The 18,231-nt window shown below is 66.0% G+C and carries 19 protein-coding genes; 10 read left to right on the top strand and 9 right to left on the bottom strand.

Going from position 1 to position 18,231, the window contains the following annotated elements; genetic code table 11:
- Positions 1 to 31: 31 nt before the first annotated feature.
- On the top strand, positions 32 to 841 hold the full coding sequence (locus tag VSX77_RS10340) for an antibiotic biosynthesis monooxygenase (RefSeq protein ID WP_338424523.1): 810 nt from the start codon (positions 32 to 34) through the stop codon (positions 839 to 841).
- 1 nt (position 842) lies between these two features.
- Here VSX77_RS10340 and VSX77_RS10335 read toward each other — a convergent pair whose 3' ends face one another.
- From VSX77_RS10335 to VSX77_RS10325, 3 genes are read right to left on the bottom strand one after another with little or no spacing between them, the layout of a single operon-like run.
- The gene (locus tag VSX77_RS10335) at positions 843 to 1,313 is read right to left on the bottom strand and encodes an SRPBCC domain-containing protein (protein WP_338424522.1); all 471 of its coding nucleotides are present in this window, start codon (positions 1,311 to 1,313) and stop codon (positions 843 to 845) included.
- Complete coding sequence (locus VSX77_RS10330; protein WP_338424521.1) at positions 1,310 to 1,621, bottom strand: ArsR/SmtB family transcription factor; 312 nt, start codon at positions 1,619 to 1,621, stop codon at positions 1,310 to 1,312. The genes VSX77_RS10335 and VSX77_RS10330 overlap by 4 nt, the downstream gene beginning before the upstream one ends.
- A gap of 50 nt (positions 1,622 to 1,671) precedes the next feature.
- Entirely contained in the window at positions 1,672 to 2,775 is a 1,104-nt protein-coding gene (locus tag VSX77_RS10325; RefSeq protein ID WP_338424520.1) for a serine hydrolase domain-containing protein, read from the bottom strand.
- Positions 2,776 to 3,059: 284 nt separating this feature from the next.
- Here VSX77_RS10325 and merB point away from each other — a divergent pair, with 284 nt between their 5' ends.
- The 3 genes from merB (at position 3,060) to VSX77_RS10310 (ending at position 5,996) form a co-directional block, all read left to right on the top strand.
- Positions 3,060 to 3,737, top strand: coding sequence for an organomercurial lyase (gene merB, locus VSX77_RS10320; RefSeq protein ID WP_338424519.1), 678 nt, complete (start codon positions 3,060 to 3,062; stop codon positions 3,735 to 3,737).
- Between the two features lie 71 nt (positions 3,738 to 3,808).
- A complete protein-coding gene (locus tag VSX77_RS10315) occupies positions 3,809 to 4,294 on the top strand; it encodes a helix-turn-helix domain-containing protein (RefSeq protein ID WP_338424518.1) in 486 nt (161 codons plus the stop codon).
- 76 nt (positions 4,295 to 4,370) lie between these two features.
- On the top strand, positions 4,371 to 5,996 hold the full coding sequence (locus tag VSX77_RS10310; protein ID WP_338424517.1) for a M20/M25/M40 family metallo-hydrolase: 1,626 nt from the start codon (positions 4,371 to 4,373) through the stop codon (positions 5,994 to 5,996).
- Between the two features lie 36 nt (positions 5,997 to 6,032).
- On the opposite strand, the gene VSX77_RS10305 is transcribed toward VSX77_RS10310, so the two are convergent.
- Positions 6,033 to 6,956: a S41 family peptidase gene (locus VSX77_RS10305; RefSeq protein ID WP_338424516.1), complete on the bottom strand. Its 924-nt coding sequence runs from the start codon at positions 6,954 to 6,956 to the stop codon at positions 6,033 to 6,035.
- A gap of 213 nt (positions 6,957 to 7,169) precedes the next feature.
- Here VSX77_RS10305 and aac(3) point away from each other — a divergent pair, with 213 nt between their 5' ends.
- Positions 7,170 to 8,069: an aminoglycoside 3-N-acetyltransferase gene (gene aac(3) / locus VSX77_RS10300; RefSeq protein WP_338424515.1), complete on the top strand. Its 900-nt coding sequence runs from the start codon at positions 7,170 to 7,172 to the stop codon at positions 8,067 to 8,069.
- 42 nt (positions 8,070 to 8,111) lie between these two features.
- Positions 8,112 to 8,501 carry a hypothetical protein gene (locus VSX77_RS10295; protein ID WP_338424514.1) on the top strand — a complete coding sequence of 130 codons (390 nt, stop codon included), beginning with the start codon at positions 8,112 to 8,114 and terminating at the stop codon, positions 8,499 to 8,501.
- A gap of 37 nt (positions 8,502 to 8,538) precedes the next feature.
- On the opposite strand, the gene VSX77_RS10290 is transcribed toward VSX77_RS10295, so the two are convergent.
- Entirely contained in the window at positions 8,539 to 9,486 is a 948-nt protein-coding gene (locus tag VSX77_RS10290; RefSeq protein ID WP_338424513.1) for an alpha/beta fold hydrolase, read from the bottom strand.
- 77 nt (positions 9,487 to 9,563) lie between these two features.
- Between VSX77_RS10290 and VSX77_RS10285 the strand changes: the two genes are divergently transcribed.
- Positions 9,564 to 9,917, top strand: coding sequence for a winged helix-turn-helix transcriptional regulator (locus VSX77_RS10285; protein WP_338424512.1), 354 nt, complete (start codon positions 9,564 to 9,566; stop codon positions 9,915 to 9,917).
- Positions 9,918 to 9,930: 13 nt separating this feature from the next.
- Here the strand turns inward: VSX77_RS10285 and VSX77_RS10280 are convergent, their stop codons facing one another.
- The 3 genes from VSX77_RS10280 to VSX77_RS10270 form a co-directional block, all read right to left on the bottom strand.
- Positions 9,931 to 10,437 (bottom strand): hypothetical protein, encoded by a 507-nt coding sequence (locus tag VSX77_RS10280; RefSeq protein WP_338424511.1) that lies wholly within the window; start codon positions 10,435 to 10,437, stop codon positions 9,931 to 9,933.
- Positions 10,438 to 10,624: 187 nt separating this feature from the next.
- Positions 10,625 to 11,416: a LytR/AlgR family response regulator transcription factor gene (locus VSX77_RS10275; RefSeq protein ID WP_338424510.1), complete on the bottom strand. Its 792-nt coding sequence runs from the start codon at positions 11,414 to 11,416 to the stop codon at positions 10,625 to 10,627.
- Positions 11,413 to 12,528: a sensor histidine kinase gene (locus VSX77_RS10270; RefSeq protein ID WP_338424509.1), complete on the bottom strand. Its 1,116-nt coding sequence runs from the start codon at positions 12,526 to 12,528 to the stop codon at positions 11,413 to 11,415. Before VSX77_RS10270 ends, VSX77_RS10275 begins: the two co-directional genes overlap by 4 nt.
- 322 nt (positions 12,529 to 12,850) lie before the next feature.
- Here VSX77_RS10270 and VSX77_RS10265 point away from each other — a divergent pair, with 322 nt between their 5' ends.
- The 3 genes from VSX77_RS10265 (at position 12,851) to VSX77_RS10255 (ending at position 17,222) form a co-directional block, all read left to right on the top strand.
- A complete protein-coding gene (locus VSX77_RS10265; RefSeq protein WP_338424508.1) occupies positions 12,851 to 14,560 on the top strand; it encodes an autotransporter domain-containing protein in 1,710 nt (569 codons plus the stop codon).
- 120 nt (positions 14,561 to 14,680) lie between these two features.
- Entirely contained in the window at positions 14,681 to 15,985 is a 1,305-nt protein-coding gene (locus tag VSX77_RS10260) for a PQQ-binding-like beta-propeller repeat protein (RefSeq protein ID WP_338424507.1), read from the top strand.
- Between the two features lie 70 nt (positions 15,986 to 16,055).
- The gene (locus VSX77_RS10255; protein ID WP_338424506.1) at positions 16,056 to 17,222 is read left to right on the top strand and encodes an iron-containing alcohol dehydrogenase; all 1,167 of its coding nucleotides are present in this window, start codon (positions 16,056 to 16,058) and stop codon (positions 17,220 to 17,222) included.
- A 100-nt stretch (positions 17,223 to 17,322) separates the two neighbouring features.
- Here the strand turns inward: VSX77_RS10255 and VSX77_RS10250 are convergent, their stop codons facing one another.
- On the bottom strand, positions 17,323 to 18,162 hold the full coding sequence (locus VSX77_RS10250; RefSeq protein WP_338424505.1) for an amidohydrolase family protein: 840 nt from the start codon (positions 18,160 to 18,162) through the stop codon (positions 17,323 to 17,325).
- Positions 18,163 to 18,231: the final 69 nt, after the last annotated feature.

Genomic DNA, 18,231 nt, shown 5'->3' with positions numbered 1-18,231 from the left:
TCAAAGAAGCGCTCCCACCAAGGAGTTTCCGATGATTGCACGCCGGACATTGCTCGCCTCTTCCCCCCTTCTGTTCGCCCCTGCGCTGGTTTCGGCCGCCGAGCGGGCGCCGCTTCGCAGCAACCCGGCGTCGCTGCCGCCTGCCAACGGATTCTCGCATCTCGCCGAAGGGCGTGGACGCCTGATCTGGCTGTCGGGACAGGTGCCGCGCACGCCCGATGGAACGCACGTCGCGCCCGGCGACTTCGTCAGCCAGCTCGAACAGGTGTTCCGCAACCTTGACATCGCCGCGCGCGAGGCGGGCGGGCGTTTCGCCGATATCGTGAAGCTCAACTATTATTGCCGGCAGGATGTCGACCGGGCGCTCCTGCGGCACGTCAACCGCGTGCGCGGCGAGTATATCGATCCCGCGCGCCCACCCGCGAGCACCTTCTTATTCGTGTCGGCGCTCGCCTGGCCCGAATGGCTGATCGAGATCGAGGCTGTCCTTGCGCTCGATACCGCGATGCTGCCCGAGGTGATCGTCCACGCAACGCTGACTGCCGACAAAGATTTTTCGCCGGCCTTTATCGATGAAATCCGCCGCCTTGCCGCGGCGACGCGATCGGAACCCGGATGCATCCATTACCGCGTCGGCCGCGATCTGGATCATCCGTCGGCGATCGTGCTCGCCGAACGGTGGCGCGACGAAGCCGCGCTTCGCGCGCATTTCGAAACGCCGCATATGGCGCGTTTCCAGACCGCGCTCCGCGCCCAGGGCATGGTACGGACCGCTCTCGAAGTTTCCGAAGCGGCGCCCCCCATGGATTTCTCGCTGAATAAATCGGCGCCGCCGGGGTGACTCATCCTGCTACCGCAGGCTTCGGCAATAACGCGAGCGCCAGATTATCGAGCGCCTTTGCATATCCCTCGCGATGCCCCGAAATCGCCTCGGCTCCAACGAGCGAGGTGACCTGATCGGTCAGTTTCAGCCGGACGCCCTTGTCCGCAGGCGCGATCTCCAGCGTGACGAGCGCGATGGTGAGCAGCTGGTCGCCCTCGCGCAGCTCCTCGGTGAAGCTGATAAGCGCATCGGGGACGACGAGGTGATAATAGGTGCGCGTCGACCATCTGAGATCGCCCGTGGCGCCGCAGCGTCCGCGCTCCTCGCCACCTGTGCAAAAATCGCCCTCGTCGATCCGGACCTCGGTGGACGGCGATGGTGCGGACCAACGCTCGCGCACCCGGGGATCGGCATAAGCCTGAAACAGGTCGGCGGGTGTGGCATCGAACAATCGTTCGAACGCCAGCGTGTCATGCGCGACATTCATCATCGGCCCTTCCTCTCACTCAAATAGCTCTCAAGCGCGTCCAGGCGGGCATTCCACATCGACCGGCGATCGGCGAACCAGCGGTCCATGTCCGCCAGCGCCGACGCTTCGATCCGGCACGTCCGGACCCGCCCCTGCTTCACCGAACGGATCAGTCCGGCGCGTTCGAGCACCGCCAGATGCTTGGTAAAGGGCGGCAGCGCCATCGAATAGGCGGCTGCGAGGTCGCTCACCGTCGCGGGCGCGCGCAGCAGCCGTTCGATCACGTCGAGCCGCGTCGGATGGCCGAGCGCCTGAAAACGCGCGTGCAAACACTTATCCATTTGGATAAATTATGCCAGACGATCGGCGGCGTCAATCGCTAATCGGCGCCGACTACACACCGCCCCGGCTCGCCGAGCAGCGACATCGCAAGCGGCACCATGTCGCGGCGGAAAAATTCCTGCCGCGTCGTTGCGACCGCGACAACGCGTCGCTGCGCCACGTCATAATAGACGCCGGTGCCCCAGAAGCCGCTGTGCGAGAAAATATCGCCCTGCTTTCCCGGCTGCGCAAAAAGACCGAGACGATAGCGATCGCCACCTTCGTGCGGCCCCTTCGCCGTCATCAGTCCGAGCGTGGCGGGATCGTCAAAGACCCGCCCCTCGAACAGCGCGGCGAACAGTGTCGCCAGATCGCGGACCGACATCACCAGCCCGCCGCCGCCGTAAAGATCGAACGAGGCGTGGACGTTCGATACGTCGCGGCCGTCGATATGCTGCCGCGCGCGCGGCAGCGCCGACGCCGGCTGCGGCTCGAGCGTTTCCCACCAGGTCGAGGCAAGGCCCAGCTCGGCGAAGCGCAATTGCTCGCGCACCGCGGCGGCGAGCGATTGGCCCGTCAGCCGTTCGATGATGTCGCCGAGCAGAATGTAGCCGGTGTCCGAATATTGAAAGCGCGTTCCGGGCGCGCTTTGCGGATCGGCATATTCCGCCATCAGCGCGACCAGTTCCTTGCGCGTCCATTCGCGGCGCGGCGTCGCGAGCATCGCCGCGACATAGCGCGCATCGCCGCCATGATCGTAAAGCCCGGCGCTGTGGCTGAGCAGGTGGCGCACCGTGATCCGGCGCGAATCATAACCGTCGGCGGACAGGATTGCCGCAAGGTCGGGATCGATCAGCCCGGCGATCGGCGCGTCGAGCGCAATACGGCCCTGTTCATAGAGGCGGAGCACCGTCGCGGCGACAAAGGTCTTCGTGTTGCTGGCGATCCGCACCGGCGTGTCGATGCTCATCGCACGGTTCATCGCAGGGTCTGCCATGCCGGCCGCCGCGGTCAGCGCGTCGGCATTTCCCGCGCGCTGCGCATAAAGCGCGAACGGCGCCTCGGCCCGCGCGACGATCGCGCCCAGCTCGGTCTGCTGCGCGGAAGGCGGCAGGTCGGCAACGGGCGTGCAAACCGCGGCAAGCGCCATCAACAATGTCATTCAAACCTCCCCATTGATATGTCGTCGCGCAAAACGCGCGCCCCGATCTAAACGGATTCGCGGTGCCGCAACCTTGTCGGCAGCGCACGGGTCGGTGTCGATGGCGGTTGCCGATCGCGCCGTCCCCCTCGATGCGCGCTTGTGGCGGCGAACGGTCGAACGGGACAGCCGAACGTCGCCCACCGGGCACGCGACAACTGGTTCACGCGATTCGATCCCGCTAGCGTGCGCATCCCAACGCGATCGCCGAGGCGCGGCTCGCGATCTTCAACCGGAGAGCGACTATGGCAGCCACGCTGCAGCAACAGGATTTGCGCGTCAGGGGCGCGCTCACACAATCGATTGCCGAGCTTGGCCATGCGCCGGCGAATGCCGATCTCGCGGCGCGCTGCGGCTGTACGGTTGAAGAAGTCGAACATTCGCTCGACCGGCTGCAGGCGTCGCACTCGCTGTTGCTCCACCCCCACAGCCACACGCCGTGGGCGGTCCATCCCTTCGCGCTTTCGCCGGGATCCTGCTGGGTCGCGGCGGGGACACGCGGCTGGTGGGCCAACTGCCTCTATTGCGCGATGGGAATCGTTGCCGCGGTGGGCCTCGACGCCGACATCCACACGCGCCTCGGCGGCGAGAGCGAACCGCTTGTCGTCCGCATCCGCGGCGGCCGGGTCGAAAATTCTTCGTTCCTCTTCCACCTGTCGACCCCGGTCCGCCAGTGGTGGGACAATGTCATCCACGCTTGCGCGACCTTTCAGCCGTTTCGCAGCGAAGCCGACATCGACGACTGGTGCCGGCGGCACGCGCTGCCCAGGGGCGCGGTGATGACTTCGGAGGCGCTTTGGTCCTTCGCCGCCGATTGGTACGGCGACTATGTCGCAAAGCCGTGGCGCAAGCGCGATACCGCCGAAATCGAGGCGCTTTTCGCCCGGCACGGGCTTACGGATGCGTTCTGGACGCCGGGATGACGGTTCTGATCGCCGAATCGTGCCGTTCGCAGAGGCTTGCTCGAAGGACAGTTACATAATAGGCTATATAAATGGACTATCGCGCGCTCACCCTGGGATCGCTTCTGCGGCTGCTGATCGAGCGGCTCGATCGCGACGTCGAGGCGGCCTATCGCGACAGCGGGCTTGCGTTCAAGCCGCGTTATACCTCGATCTATCGGCTACTGGCCGCGCGCGGCGAAGCACGCGTAAGCGAAATTGTGAGCGCGATGGGATTGTCGCAGCCCAGCATCACCAACACGCTCGCGGCGATGCGCAAGGATGGACTGGTCGATGTACGCCGCGGAACCGACGGGCGCGAGCGGCTCGTCGCGCTGAGCAAGAAGGCATTGGCGCTGCAGGACGATCTCGCGCGCCATTGGGCGCGAACGGCGGCGGCAGCGGCCTCGCTCGATGCCGACATCGGCGCGTCGCTTTCCGACACGCTGCGCGCCGCGCTGATCCAACTCGACCGCGCCGGCTATCGGCAACGAATCGACGCCGCACAAGCAGTGGACCCGGCCGACCCCAGGACCTGAACGCCTCGGCGCGAACGCGCCGCAGCTCCCAATTCGCTCTCCCCTCCCCTGCTTATTGATGATGAAAGGTTCCTCCATGCCTGCCCTCTCCCGCTTGAGCCTCGCAGCCGCCATTGCGTTCCTGCCCTTCGCGGCATCCGCCGACGAGCGCGACGCGCTGGCCGATGCCGTCAAGGCGCACACCGTCTTTCTGGCGCATGACCTGTTGGAGGGCCGCGATACGGGGTCCAAAGGGTTCGACATCGCCGCTGAATATGTCGCGGCGCAGTTCCTCGCTACGGGGATCGAAGCGGGCGGGACCAAGGGTTATTTTCAACCCGTCCCGCTGCGCCGCCGCACGTTGCTGGCGGCCGATCTGTCGCTAACGATGGGATCCGAAACGGTACCGCTGGCCAATGGCGACACGGTTGCGATCGACGCCAGCGCATACCGGCTGCAGGAAAGCCTCAACCTGCCGCTCGTGTTTGTCGGCTGGGGGATCACTGCCCCCGAACTCGGCCTTGACGATTACCGCGGTCTCGACGTGCGCGGCAAGGCGGTCGTCCTGATCGAAGGCGCGCCGCCCTCATTGCCGGGAGCGCTGCGGGCGCATTACAGCTGGGTGCAGCAAAAGGAGCGCATGGCTGCCGCCGCGGGTGCCGCGGCGATCGTCACGATTAAAAGCCCTGCGCGCGAACGCTTTTCACCTTGGGATATGACGCGGCAGTTCCGCCCGCTTCCCGCAGTCCATTGGCGCGCGGCGGACACGAGCCACGCCCCTGCGGTGCAGGCCACGATCTCGCTCTCGCCCGTCATGGCGACCCGCCTGTTCAAGGCCAATGGCATCGATCTTGCCCGCCTCTACGCCGATGCCGAGACCAAGGCGCCGAAAGGCCGGCCGCTCGATGCGACGATCCGCGTTAAGCGCAATTCGCAGCATGAAGACATCAGCTCGCCCAACGTTGTTGGCCTGCTCGCCGGCACCGATCCGGCGTTGAAAGACGAATATGTCCTTGTGCTCGCGCACCTCGACCATGTCGGCGTCGGCAAGCCGGTCGACGGCGATGCCGTCTATAATGGCGCGATCGATAATGCCGGCGGCGTCGCGGTGATGATCGAAGCTGCGCGGACGCTGCGCGCGAAGGGCGTCAAGCGGTCGATCCTCTTCGTCGCGACCACCGGCGAGGAAAAGGGCCTGATCGGCGCCGACTATTTTTCGGCCTTCCCGACCGTACCGCTCGACAAGATCGTCGCGGCGATCAGCGTCGACGGACTGATGGCGTGGCATGATTTCGAGGACATCGTCGCGCTCGGGGCCGATCATTCGAACCTCGGCGCCGCATCGGCGGCGGCGGCAGCGTCGATCGGCGCGCGCCACGTGCCCGACCCGATCCCTGAACGCGGCAATCTGGCGCTCAGCGACCAATATCCGTTCCTGCGCGCGGGCATCCCCGTCCTGTTTCCCAACCCCGGCCCGCGCGATCCCGCGACGGGCGCCGACGAGCACCCCGCGTGGACGGCGTATGAAACGCACAGCTATCACAAGCCGTCGGACGAAACCTCGCTGCCAATCCGCTGGGACGTCGCGGCGCGCTGGGCGCGCTATATCGAAGGCACGCTGGCTAATATCGCCGATGGGCCGCGGCCCGAATGGTATGAAGGCGATGCGCTTGCCAAGGGTTTTGCCCCCAACCGGCCGCGCGTCAAAAAGCCGCGCGAGTGATAACTGGGGACGCTCGCTAAAGCGCGGCCGCTCGCGTTACTTCGCGGGCGGCGATTGCTTCGCGGCGATCAGCATCCGCGAGACGAACAGCGGATCGTCGCCGCCGCTGCGGTCGGGCTGGACGCCCTTGCCTTCCCAATTATCCTTGCTGATACGGTTGACGGGCCGCGCGCTGGGGATGACAGCCTGATACTCCGGCCCAAGCGGCACCGGATCGCCGAACATGTTCGCCGCCCCGGCGCTGCGCGCCCCGACGACCAGCGCCCGTTTCTCCATCTGGAGCGCGTAGGCGACAAATTCGGATGCCGACGCCGACCGCCGATCGACAATCACGACGATCGGCATATCGCTGCGCAGCGGCGGCAGCTCGGCGTCGGGCAGCGGCTCGGCCGCGGTGCCGTCGCGCCGCTCGATCGCCTGAACCGACCGCACGTCGGGGCCAAGCGCCGAGCGCACGATCTGCGCCGCCGGCGCATCGTCGCCCCCGCCGTTCAGACGCAGGTCGATGATCAGCCCGTCGGCGTCGGCAAGCAGAGCCCATGCCGCACGATATTTCTCGCGCGCGATGTCCCACGGGTAAAAGCTGGCAATGCGAATATAGCCGATATTCCCCTCGAGCACGCTAACCTCACGGATTCCCGCGTTTGCCGCCTTCGAGCCCGCGCGCCAGGCCATCAGCCAGTCGTCACCGTCGCTTGCACCCGCCCGTTCGACGTGGAAATGCCCGTCGAAACGGTCGAGGTCGCGATTGAGCTGCGCGAGGAAGGCCGCTTCGTCGCCGCAACTTGTCCGGTAACGCCCTTCCTTCTGCCAAGTACGGAGCTGAGTCCCGATATTGCGCGCATCCTCCTCCACCACATAGCGTGCATCGACAGCAGCCGCCAAGCGCGCGAGCAGCTCGTCTTGTTTCGGGCAGTCGGGCACCGCCGACGCCAGGAGCAAAAAAGATAGGACCGACATGAAAACTCCTTGATCAATATGTTTTTATATAGCTAGCTATGTATATGAGTCAAATCGCTCCGGGTAACAAGCGCGTTGGGCGGTCCGAAACGACCATTGGCCGCACCGGCATCGCCATCACAGCGCCTAGGCGCGAAGGAGGGTCGCTTCGCCGAGCGCGCGATCATCACTGCAAATGCAGCCAAAGTCCAATGAAGCCCACGCCGTCTGTCCATGACTGATCCCCGCAAAAACGGCGATTCGCGCCAACCCGCGACCGCGACCGCGCAGCCTTGGTCCAAAAGCGAGCTGGTCCGGCAGTTGCGCGACCTCGGCGTCCGGCCCGGCGATACGGTGATGCCGCATGTGTCGCTGCGCGCCGTCGGGCCGCTGGCGGACGGACCGCAGACGCTCGTCGACGCGCTGGTCGAGGCCGTCGGCCCCACCGGCAATATTCTCGCCTTCGTTTCGTGGTGCGACTCGCCCTACGAACAGACGCTGGGCCATAATGCGCCGCCCGCAGACATCGCGGACAGCTGGCCCGCGTTCGACCCCGATCATGCGCCCGCCTACCCCGGCTTCGGCGCGATCAACGAATTTATCCGCACCTATCCGGGATGCCGGCGCAGCGCGCATCCCGACGCGTCGATGGCGGCGATCGGGCCAGATGCGCCGTGGCTGGTGGCGCCGCACGACATGGGCGCCGCCTATGGCCCTGGATCGCCGATCGCGCGTTTCTTAGCGCGTGCGGGAAAAATCCTGTCGATCGGCGCCGGGCCCGATGCGGTCACCGCGCTCCACTATGCCGAAGCGGTGGCGCGGATCGAGGGCAAGCGCCGCGTCACTTATTCGATGCCGTTGCTGCGCGAAGGCAAGCGCGTCTGGGTCACCGCGTCCGACTGGGATTCGAACGGCATCCTCGACGAATATGCCGCGCCCGAGGGCCCCGACGCGGTCGAACGGATCGCGCGCGACTATCTCGCCCGCACGCAGGTTGCGCAAGGCCCGGTCGGCGGCGCGCAATCGCGGCTGATCGACGCGGCCGACATCGTCTCCTTCGGCATCGAATGGCTCGAGACGCGCCACGCCGCTCCGGCGACAGCAGCGCGAAACCCAAATCGACACCCCGGCTGAATCGTCCGTCCCCCCCCTCGCTGTCGATAAAAGGAATCCCCAATGGTCGCAAAACGCCTCCCCGAACTCTTCCTCCTGACCGCCGCTTTGTCGCTCCTCGCCGGCGTCGCGATGGGCCTTTCCATGGGCGCGACGCATGATTACGCGCTGCGCCCCGTCCATACCCACACCAACCTGGTCGGCTGGGTCAGCATTGCCCTCTTCGGCCTGACCTATCGCGGGTATCGCACCCACATCCGCCCGTCGACGGCGACGCTTCACCTTTTCGTTTCGGCGGCGGCGGCGCTCCTGTTTCCGATTGGTCTGTGGCTCGAACTCAATATGGGAGAGGCGCGTCTGATCGCTGCGGCATCGCTGCTTTGGCTGCTCGCCTGCCTGCAATATCTGGCGTTCATCGTGCGCATCGCGCGCGCGGCGCCGGGCGAGCAATAATTCCGCGCCAACGCCCTGCCCGATCATCCGCGCGGCGTCAGGTCCACAGCCTGATCGCTTCCTCGACGACGATGTCGGGACGCTCCTCGGTGAAAAACAGCTTGGCGCCCTCGACCAGCCGGATTCCGCGTGACGCGGGAAAGGTACGGTGCAGCCATTCGGCCCAAGCGACGGAGAAATGCACATCGCCCGTGCCCCAGATCATCCGCACCGGTCCCTGATAGGCCCGCAACTTTTTCTCGATCGCCGGCAGGGGGTTGGGCTCGAACGCAACGCCATATTCCTGAAACTGCCGGCGCCGGCGCGGCGACGACAGCAGCGGGGTAAAATAATGCCGCATCGCTTCCTCGGTCAGATTGGCGGGATCGGTGTAACAGATATGCCCCAGCCCGATCGGTGATACCGAGAATCCCGGTTCGTCCAGGTGCCGCGCGATCAGGTCGGCGAGCGTCCCGGCGCGCGCCGCCTCGATCGCCGGCTTGAGCGCTTCGGGCGGACTGTTCGTGTGCGTGTCGCCATTGGTCAGCAGCATCGTATCGACGCGGTGCGGATGATGCGCGGCCAGCAACTGCGCGATCGCCGTGCCGCTGTCGTTGGCGACCAGATCGGCCGACGCAATCTCCAGCCGGTCCATCAGCGCAACGATCATGTCCGCCTGCGCCGCCGGGCTCAGATCCTGTTCGGCCGCCACCTCGCTGTACCCGAGGCCCATAAGGTCGGGGACGATACAACGGCGAAGCGCCGACAGCGCGGGCACCGACTGGCGCCAGTGAAAGCCGTTCAGCGGCCAGCCGTGCAGGAAGATCGCCGCGCGCGGATGCGACCCCGCCTCGAACACCGCAATCTGCCCGTGCGGGAGCGCGACCGGACGGCGCCCCGCGGTGTAGTCCCCCGGCGACAGACTGACCAGCCGCTGCAGCTGCGTCCCGGCGACGCCCGACGCGGCCAGCGCGACACCCATCTTCAACAATTCGCGTCGAACCATTATCCCTTGCTCCCCAACATGATGCGAGTCGCAAGCCGGATAGGACAGCGCCGCATTCCTATCCAAACGGGAAGCAGATGATCGAGCAGCAGCAACCGGCCAAAGCCGCCGACCTGTACGACGCCGAGTTTTTTCGGCTCGCCAGCGAATGCACCGTCGAAGCTTGGCTGAACTTCCTCGGCCACCGCTGGTCGGCGCTGATCCTCTATCACCTGTCGCTGGGGGCGAAGCGCTTCGGCGAGCTGGCGCACTGCCTGCCGACGGTCACGCCGAAGATGATGACCGAGCGGTTGCTGGAGCTACAGCGGCGCGGGCTGGTCGATCGCGACCACGCGAGCCGCGACGCCGACTATCGGCTGACGCCCCGCGGCGAGCAGCTGATGCCGATCCTGAACGCGCTGGAAATATGGGCGCGGCCCGAAGCCGGATGATCGCGCCCGCCGGTCAGCCCGCGAATTTTTGAGCGAGCGCGCGGTCACGGCGGCGCGCGATCAAGGCGATGGGCAGTCCGACCAGGAAAATATGCGCGGCGATCTCGGCCGCGATCACCGGCGGGGGCGACATGGTGACCGGCGCCGCCGACAGCGGAACGACGATCAGATTCATCACGGCCCAGAGCGCCGCACCGTAAAGCGGCCCCGCAAGCCACGGCTTCGCGCGCACGGCTTCGGGGGCGGCTAGGATATAGGCCGCGGCCATGATCGTCGTCATGACGAAGTGCAACGCGAGCCCCAGCGCCGCGGTCGTCCACCCCGACGCAAAAGCGGCCGGACCCATGACCCCGCTGGCGATCGCCTGAAGCACGGCCACCCGCGGGACGCCGAGCGATGCCCACAGCGTCGTCGCGAAGAGAATGTCGAGCGCGCCGGTCAAAAGGCCGGCGGCGGCGATCGCCCGCCAGGCGCTGCCGCTCGATTGCATTTGGTTCGAAACATGGATCGCGTCGGTCATCATGGTCACCCCTGTAATTTTCCGGCAGTCTGACAACGACGCGGCGGACGCGACAGATGCTCTGCCGACGAAGCGGCTTTCGATGTGGCTTATTGCGCCATCTGGCTGGCGAATGGCCGATCGGTGCAGCCGAATGTCGCCACTGAAGCTGCCAGTGCAAGCAAGTCGCGACGTGACCGCCGCGCGATCAGCGTTCCAGTCGCGCCAGCTCGTGCCGGATCCGCTTGGCGTAAACGCGCCCCACCCGGTGCCGGACACCCGAGCAAAGGCACGCCTCGAACCCCTGCCCGTCCTTTCGAAACTCGGCGACCGCGGCGCGCCGCACGATCGTCGATCGGTGAATACGCAGGAATTGTGACGGGTCGAGCCGCCGTTCGAGGTCGCTCAACGTGCTTCGAAGGAGATAGGATTTGTCGCGCAGGCTAATCCGCACATAATCATCCTCGGCCGCCATCCAGTCGATCGAGTTCACCTCGATCCGGACGAAGCCGGTCACATTTTTCCGCACCCAAAGCTCGGTGTCGAAGCGCGGCGCCGAATCACCGGCGATCTTGTCGCGCAGGTTGCCGACAACCTCTTCGAGCTCCTCGGCGCGCGACGCCTTTTCACGCTGCTCGATTGCCAGCCGCGCCCGCGCGAGCGCCGCTTCGAGCCGGCCTTGCTCGATCGGCTTCAACAGATAGTCGAGCGCCTGCTGAGCGAAAGCCTCGATCGCGTGGCTGTCGAACGCGGTCACAAAGATAATCTGCGGCATATCCTTGCCGCCCAGCGCGTCGAGATAGTCGAAGCCGGTGCCGTCGCGCATCCGCACGTCGAGAAGCACGACATCGGGCCGCAGCTGCAGGGTCGCCGCGGCCGCCTCGTGACATCCCGATGCCGTTCCGCAGCATTCGGCTCCATCGATGCGCGCAACCAGCAGCTCCAGCCGCCGCAAAGCCAGCGGCTCGTCGTCGACGACGAGCAGGCGCAGGGTCTTCATGCGGCGGACACCAGCGGCATCACGAGCCGCGCACTATAGCGTTTCGGGCTGGTGAAACCCGCGGTCAGCGACGCCAGGTTGCCGAAGCGCGCGACCAGCCGCTCGCGCACGTTGCGCAGGCCGATGCCACTACCCTCGCTCGTCTGCGCCGACGCACGGTTGGCGATTTCGACTTCGATATGGTCATCGGCGCGATGCGCCGAAATTGCGATGTGCGACGGCCCCGGATTCCGCGCCACCCCATGCTTCACCGCATTTTCGACCAGTGGTTGCAGGATCAGGCCAGGGACCGCGGCGGCGCGAACGTCTTCGGCAACATCGATCCAGATCGTCATGTCGGGAAACCGGACCTTCTCGATGTCGAGATACGCCGTCTGCAGCGCCAGTTCGCGTTCGAGCGAGACATCCTGCCGGGGATCGAGTTCCAGCGTCAGGCGGAAAAATTCCGACAATCGCTGCACCATCGCCTCCGCCTCGGCATTGCGTCCATCGACGACCAGCGAAGAAATTGCGTTGAGCGTATTGAACAGGAAATGCGGATTGATCTGATAGTGGAGCGCCTGAAGCTGCGCGGCCTGCGCCAGAAACCGCGTCGTCGCTTCGCGCTTTTCCTGTCGGCGCAACCGCATGCTGTATGAGATCGCCAGGTAAAAGCCGATCCAGCTGGCAAAGAACCAGAGGTGCAGCGACAGCTGGAAGATCATTTCGCCCAGCGGAAGCTCCGGAATCTGGCCATAGATCATCGCGGCGGCCAGTGCATTGCACCACCCGTACAGGTCGGCGACGATCGGCGTCGCGACGATCGCGGCGATTATCTGTACGCGAAAACCCTTTTTGCCCGCCTCGCGCAGTACGAGATGCAAGACATAGCAAAAGCCGATGCCGATGATCGTCAGCACGAGCCGCGGCAGCAGGCTGGCGATCCAGCGATCGGGCCGGTCGAGCACCGAAATCATCGTGAAGATAAAGAAATTGGCCGCCCACAAAAACAGGGTCGCCGTCACCAGCATCTGCCGTGACGTGACATTGCGGCGCCGCGACGGCGCGGCAGCGTCAGCATCAGCGGGGCCGGCGGCGTCGGGAAGCCAGGCAGAGCCGGTAGAAGTTTGCATCTCGTTCACACCTCCTCTTACCGCGCCTCGCGGGCGAAGGCACGGACGTTTGACGGCACCAAACGAACGTTCGCCGGGCCGCGCGGCGCTTTTGCCGCCGATACCCGCGTGCAGTTACGCAACGACACAATTCGTATCGCCCCGTTCGCGCGACCGTCACGGCCTGCGCCCAGCAACGGCCCGCGGCGCATCGCCGCAATTCGATTTTTTTCAGGAGTTTAGTGTGTTCCCCCATCCCCCACACCGCGCCAAAGCGCGGGCTCTTTCGCGCGTGGCTTGCGCCGCCCTTCTTGTCGCGGGCACTTGCGGCCCGCTGGCGCCATTGTCCCACGCTCAAGAGGGTTATGACCAGATCGTCGTCTTCGGCGACAGCATCTCCGACGGCGGAAACTATGCCGACAAGGCGCCTGCAGGCGCGGGCAGTTTCACGACCAATCCCGATGCCGTGTGGGTCGAAATCGTTGCGCAGGGCCTGGGTCTCGACCTGACGCCCTCGGCCGTCGGCGGGACCAACTATGCCGAGGGCGGCGCGCGCGTCGCGCTCCAGCGCCCCGACGCGCCGGGCGACCTGTCGCGCCGCCCGATCACCGAACAGGTGGCGGATTTTCTGGGCAGCGGCGCCAGCCTCTCCAAGGACAGCCTCGTCATCATCCAGGGCGGCGGCAACGATGTGTTCTCGACCAAGTTCAACGGCCCCGCAGACACGCCCGCCGACCTCGAAGTGTTGCGCGTCGCCGCCGAAGGGCTGGCCGATCAGGTCGGCCTTTTGATCGATGCAGGCGCGGGTACCGTCGTGACCACGAGCGTGCCGAAGTTCGATCATTATAACGACCGCTATGACGCCGCACTCGCATCGCGCGGTCTCAACGTCCTTTATGTCGACGTCGCCGGGTTGATCGGCGAAATCGAAGCCAATCCGTCGGAGTTCGGCATTATCAACACGACCGGCCGGGCGTGCCGCGGCTCGGCGCTCGAATCGTTTATCTGCTTGCCCGAAAACTATGTCACCCCCGATGCGAACCGCACCTATCTTTACGCCGACGGCATTCATTTCACCGGCGTGGTGCACGAAATCGAGGGCGACCTGACGCTCGCCATGCTTCGCGCGCCGGGGCAGATTGCGCAGCTTCCCTATATGGTCCGTTCGGCGAACCGTGCCGACGGCGAGCTCGCGCGGCAGGAGATGGACCGCGACGCGGGCATCGGCGTCCGCCTCATCGGCGGCGTCAAGGCGAGCGGGGCGACCCTGCCCGCCTTCGCCATTGCCGACGAAGGTCGGTCGACCGCCGCCGGGCTCCAGCTGGGGTTCGCGACGGCGCTGCCGTCGGGGCTGCGCGCGGGCGTCTATGGATCGTGGACCGGCGGCGATGGCGATTTCGCCGAGGACAGCGGGTCGGTGCGCTTCGACAGCTATGCCGCCACCGCCTTCGCGGGATATGACAGCCCGCATGTCACCGCTTCGCTCGTCGCCTCGATCGGCAAAAGCGATTTCGACGATGTCACGCGCCGGATCGTGCTCGGCCCCGCGGTGCGCTACGAAAGCGGACAGACGGAGGGCAATTTCGGATCGATCGAAGCGCGCGCCGCCTATCATATTGCGGCGGGCGGGATTCAGGTCAGCCCGTTTGCGACCGCACGCTACGACCGCGTTACCGTCGACGGTTATGCCGAAGCAGGCGACCGTTCGTCGCAGGTCCGCTTTGGTGACCAGACGCTCGAAACGCTCGAACTCGGCGCCGGCCTTCGCGTCACACCGACGTCGGCGATTGACGGCTTCATGCCGTGGGCGGAGATCGGCTATTCGGCCAATGCGCTCAGCGGGTCGCACCTTATCTCGATCCTGCCGAGCGGGGCGCCCGTCTGGTATATCAGCGAGCCGCTGTCGGGCGGGGACGGCGCGCTGGCCTATGGCGTCGGTGTCTCGGGGCTGATTGGCGAGCGCGTCGCCGCCAGCTTCTCGTTCCGCGGACGCGAGGCGGAGAGCGGACACAGCGACGTGTCGGGCGCGGTGTCCCTGTCGCTTCGCTTCTAAGGGTTGCGCAGGGCTGGCCGTCGCCGCCACGTAGCGGTGGCGGCCGGCCCGATTACATTTCGTCACCATCGGAAACAACCGATTCATCCGGCCGCGACACCGCGCGCCCAGATCACCCGCATGACCCATGTTTTCGGCCGTTGCCGCTCCGCCACACTCCTCGCTGCCTCGGCCGCAATCCTTGCATCGGCGCCGGCCGCATCCGCGCCTGGCGATGCCGTTTATGGCCCCGGCTGGTCCGCGGTTCATGCCGACGCGTCGAACAGCGATTATCACAACGAGCCCGGCCCGTCCGACCTGACGCTTGCCTGGTCGCGCCGTTTCGTCGGCATGATCAACCTCGGACCGACCAGCGACGGCGCCGGACAGGTCTATGTGACGACCAGCGGTACCGCGGGCAGCAAGGAATGCCGCCTCCACGCACTCGACCGCGCGACGGGCGAGACGATCTGGTGCTCCGACCTTCTCGACCGCCTCGCAGTGTCCTCGGCGCCGCTGCTCGATGCGCAAGGGCGCCTCTTCATCGGCGACGGCACCGCAATGCGCGCGTTCGATCGCAAAGGCACATTGCTATGGACTTATCCGATCATTGGCGCGCCGCTTTCGGCGCAATTCACCCCCGCTGGCGACCTGTTGTTCATCACCCATGTCGGGGTGATCTATGTGCTCGACCGTGAAAAGGGCACCGAACGCATTGCGCCCCATCCGCTCGTTCCGGACCCGTCGTTCGATCCGTCGCAGGGGGCAGTCGCCTGTATGCGCGGCCTTCCCGCCTGCCCCAGCGCCAATACGCCCGCGATCGACATGAAAAGCGGTCGGTTCTATTTCACCTTCTGGACGCCAGGTGCGCCCGCGGCGGGCATTCGCGCGATGCGGATCACGCCCGGCCCCGCGCCACAGCTGGTCGAGGAATGGGTGAACGACAGCCTGCCCGGCGGCAGCGCGGCGAGTCCTGACCTGTCGGCGGACGGCACGCGCGTCTATCTCACCGACAATCACGGCACGCTTCACGCGCTTGATGCGGCGACCGGACGCTCGCTGTGGACGCTCCCGATCGGCTATGAATCGGGGGGCAGCGTTTCGCTTTCGCCCGAGGGCCTTATCATGCCCGCGGGCGGGCGCGCCGCGCCGCTGCTGGCGATCGCCGATCGCGGCAAGCACGGCGAACTGCTGTGGAAAAATGCCGACCTCAACAATTTCGGAATCGCGACGCAGGCGGCCGGATCGCGCGCCTATCCGACCATTTCCACGGGTCAGGCGACCGCCGATTTGCTCGTCGTCGATACACAGAACGGCAAGGTTCTCGACCGCGAAACGATCCCCGGCAAACCGATCTTCACCGTGGGAACGACGCTCGACAAGGACGGCACCGTCTATGTACCGACGATCCGGGGCGAACTGCACGCCTTCAAACCGGCGCGCTGACCTGCGCAAACAATAAGGATTTCCGCCCGACGCCCGACGACGTAAGACGCTCCCGTCAGGAGATCGTCCGTTGAGCATCGCGAGCATCGCCCTTCCCCGCATCCTCCGCATCGGCGGCGGCGCGTCGAAACAGCTGGCCGAGGTGTTGGAAACATTGGGCCTGTCGAGCCCGCTGATCGTCACCGACGCCTGGCTGCGGGACAGCGGCCGCGTCGATGAACTGACCGATCTTCTCGCGGCGGCCGGGATCGCCGCACGGGTGTTCGCCGATACCGTCCCCGACCCCACGGTCACCTCGATCGACGCGGGCGTGGCGTTCCTCAAGCAAAGCGATCACGACTGCGTCGTCGGCTTCGGCGGCGGCAGCCCGCTCGACAGCGCCAAGGCGATCGCCCTGCTCGCCGTCCACGGCGGCGCGATGGCCGATTACAAGGCGCCGCATGTGCAGGATGCGCCCGGCCTGCCCGTCATCGCCATCCCGACGACCGCGGGCACGGGGTCGGAGGCGACGCGCTTCACGATCATCACTGACGAGATGACCGACGAAAAGATGCTCTGCCCCGGCCTCGCCTATCTGCCCGTCGCCGCGCTCGTCGATTATGAACTGACCTTTACCAAGCCCAGGCGGCTCACCGCCGACACCGGCATCGATTCGCTGACGCACGCGATCGAGGCCTATGTCTCGCGCCGCGCCAATCCGTTCAGCGACGGCATGGCGCTGCTCGCGATGCGCGCGATCGCTCCCAACCTCCGCCGCGTGTGCGCCGACCCGATGGACGCCGCGGCGCGTGAGGCGATGATGCTCGGCGCGACGCAGGCGGGGATTGCCTTTTCGAATAGCTCGGTCGCGCTCGTCCACGGGATGAGCCGCCCGATCGGGGCGCATTTCCATGTGCCGCACGGCCTGTCGAACGCGATGCTGCTGCCCGCCGTCACCGCCTGGTCGGCCCCCGCCGCGCTTCCCCGCTACGCCGACTGCGCCCGCGCCATGGCAATCGCCGACAATGCCGAAGGCGATCAGTCGGCGGTGGCGCGGCTCGTCGACGAACTCGCGGCGCTCAACCGCGAACTGGAGGTGCCGGGCCCCGCTGCGTGGGGCATCGACGCCGCGCGCTGGGACGCGCTGATCCCGACGATGTGCGCGCAGGCCGCGGCCTCGGGATCGCCCGCGAACAATCCGCGCATCCCCGACGCCGACGAAATGGCGATGCTTTATACAAAGATTTTCGAAGCTTAGGTCGGTTCGTTCATCTTCGGGCAATCCGCGCCCTGCTTAAGCGCGCGGGCCCCGTCTCCCGCTCTCCCACGTCTCGATGTCGGGGGCGGGGCATCATCCGTTAGAGCCCCAGCAGCCGCTTCGCATTGCCCGACCGGATCTTTGCGCGCTCCTCTTCGGTGAGGTCCAGCTTGTCGAGCGCCTCGAGCGTTTTCGCGAGCGAAAGCTGCGGATAGTCCGATGCGATCAGCACCTGGTCGATCCCGACGTTGCGGATCGTCCAGACATATTCGTCCTCGACCGGCGAATCGGCAAACAGCGTCACGCCCGAAATGTCGAAGAATATATTCTCGGCGAACAGCCCCTCGGCCGTGCGCGCGAGGGCCAATATGTTCCAGAAGCGGAACCCCATCCCGCCCATATGGGCAAAGATGAACTTCGTCTTCGGCGCCGCGAGGGCCAAGTTGAACAGCTTTTCATGGTCGGCCGGCACGATGCCGGCGTTGTCGAGCAGCACGACCATCCCCGCCGCCCCTGCATGTTTGACCAGCGTCAACACGCGCGGGTCGGCGGCGTCGAACCCCTGCGTGTGCGGATGGATTTTCAGTATCTTGACCCCTCGCGCCGCGACGCGCGTTACCTCCGCCAGTGCGGCCTCGCCATCATAGGGGTGGACCGTCGCGATCGGGATCATGTCGGGATGGTCTTTGGCGAGCGCGATCAGCGCGTCGTTGCGCGCGCTGATGTCGGCGGGATTGCCCGCGCGCGCCTGATTCGGCCCGCCGAACCACATCGCACCGAACCGCTCGACCGACACCCCCGTGGCTTTCAGCTTGGCGCGATATTCGGCAACCGATTTGGCACCGTTCCAAAGATGGACATGCGTGTCGATCACCCGCTCCTCGGCGGCGGCCGATGCGAAGGGGGTAAGCAGGGCGAGCGAAAGGAGCAAGGTGCGCATGATCTCTCCGTGGGCAAGGTCGGCAGACCCCTGCCACAACCACGCGCCGCCGCCAATTACCTCGCGGTG

This window comes from Sphingopyxis sp. TUF1, assembly GCF_036687315.1.
Lineage (GTDB): Bacteria > Pseudomonadota > Alphaproteobacteria > Sphingomonadales > Sphingomonadaceae > Sphingopyxis > Sphingopyxis kveilinensis.
This window is presented reverse-complemented; position numbering and strand designations above follow the sequence as displayed.

Excerpts from the sequence above, each read along its gene's own strand:
- VSX77_RS10340 (WP_338424523.1), top strand. The coding sequence starts at position 32 with ATGATTGCACGCCGGACATTGCTCGCCTCTTCCCCCCTTCTGTTCGCC.
- VSX77_RS10335 (WP_338424522.1), bottom strand. The coding sequence starts at position 1,313 with ATGATGAATGTCGCGCATGACACGCTGGCGTTCGAACGATTGTTCGAT.
- VSX77_RS10325 (WP_338424520.1), bottom strand. The coding sequence starts at position 2,775 with ATGACATTGTTGATGGCGCTTGCCGCGGTTTGCACGCCCGTTGCCGAC.
- merB (WP_338424519.1), top strand. The coding sequence starts at position 3,060 with ATGGCAGCCACGCTGCAGCAACAGGATTTGCGCGTCAGGGGCGCGCTC.
- VSX77_RS10315 (WP_338424518.1), top strand. The coding sequence starts at position 3,809 with ATGGACTATCGCGCGCTCACCCTGGGATCGCTTCTGCGGCTGCTGATC.
- VSX77_RS10310 (WP_338424517.1), top strand. The coding sequence starts at position 4,371 with ATGCCTGCCCTCTCCCGCTTGAGCCTCGCAGCCGCCATTGCGTTCCTG.
- VSX77_RS10305 (WP_338424516.1), bottom strand. The coding sequence starts at position 6,956 with ATGTCGGTCCTATCTTTTTTGCTCCTGGCGTCGGCGGTGCCCGACTGC.
- VSX77_RS10295 (WP_338424514.1), top strand. The coding sequence starts at position 8,112 with ATGGTCGCAAAACGCCTCCCCGAACTCTTCCTCCTGACCGCCGCTTTG.
- VSX77_RS10290 (WP_338424513.1), bottom strand. The coding sequence starts at position 9,486 with ATGGTTCGACGCGAATTGTTGAAGATGGGTGTCGCGCTGGCCGCGTCG.
- VSX77_RS10285 (WP_338424512.1), top strand. The coding sequence starts at position 9,564 with ATGATCGAGCAGCAGCAACCGGCCAAAGCCGCCGACCTGTACGACGCC.
- VSX77_RS10280 (WP_338424511.1), bottom strand. The coding sequence starts at position 10,437 with ATGACCGACGCGATCCATGTTTCGAACCAAATGCAATCGAGCGGCAGC.
- VSX77_RS10275 (WP_338424510.1), bottom strand. The coding sequence starts at position 11,416 with ATGAAGACCCTGCGCCTGCTCGTCGTCGACGACGAGCCGCTGGCTTTG.
- VSX77_RS10270 (WP_338424509.1), bottom strand. The coding sequence starts at position 12,528 with ATGCAAACTTCTACCGGCTCTGCCTGGCTTCCCGACGCCGCCGGCCCC.
- VSX77_RS10260 (WP_338424507.1), top strand. The coding sequence starts at position 14,681 with ATGACCCATGTTTTCGGCCGTTGCCGCTCCGCCACACTCCTCGCTGCC.
- VSX77_RS10250 (WP_338424505.1), bottom strand. The coding sequence starts at position 18,162 with ATGCGCACCTTGCTCCTTTCGCTCGCCCTGCTTACCCCCTTCGCATCG.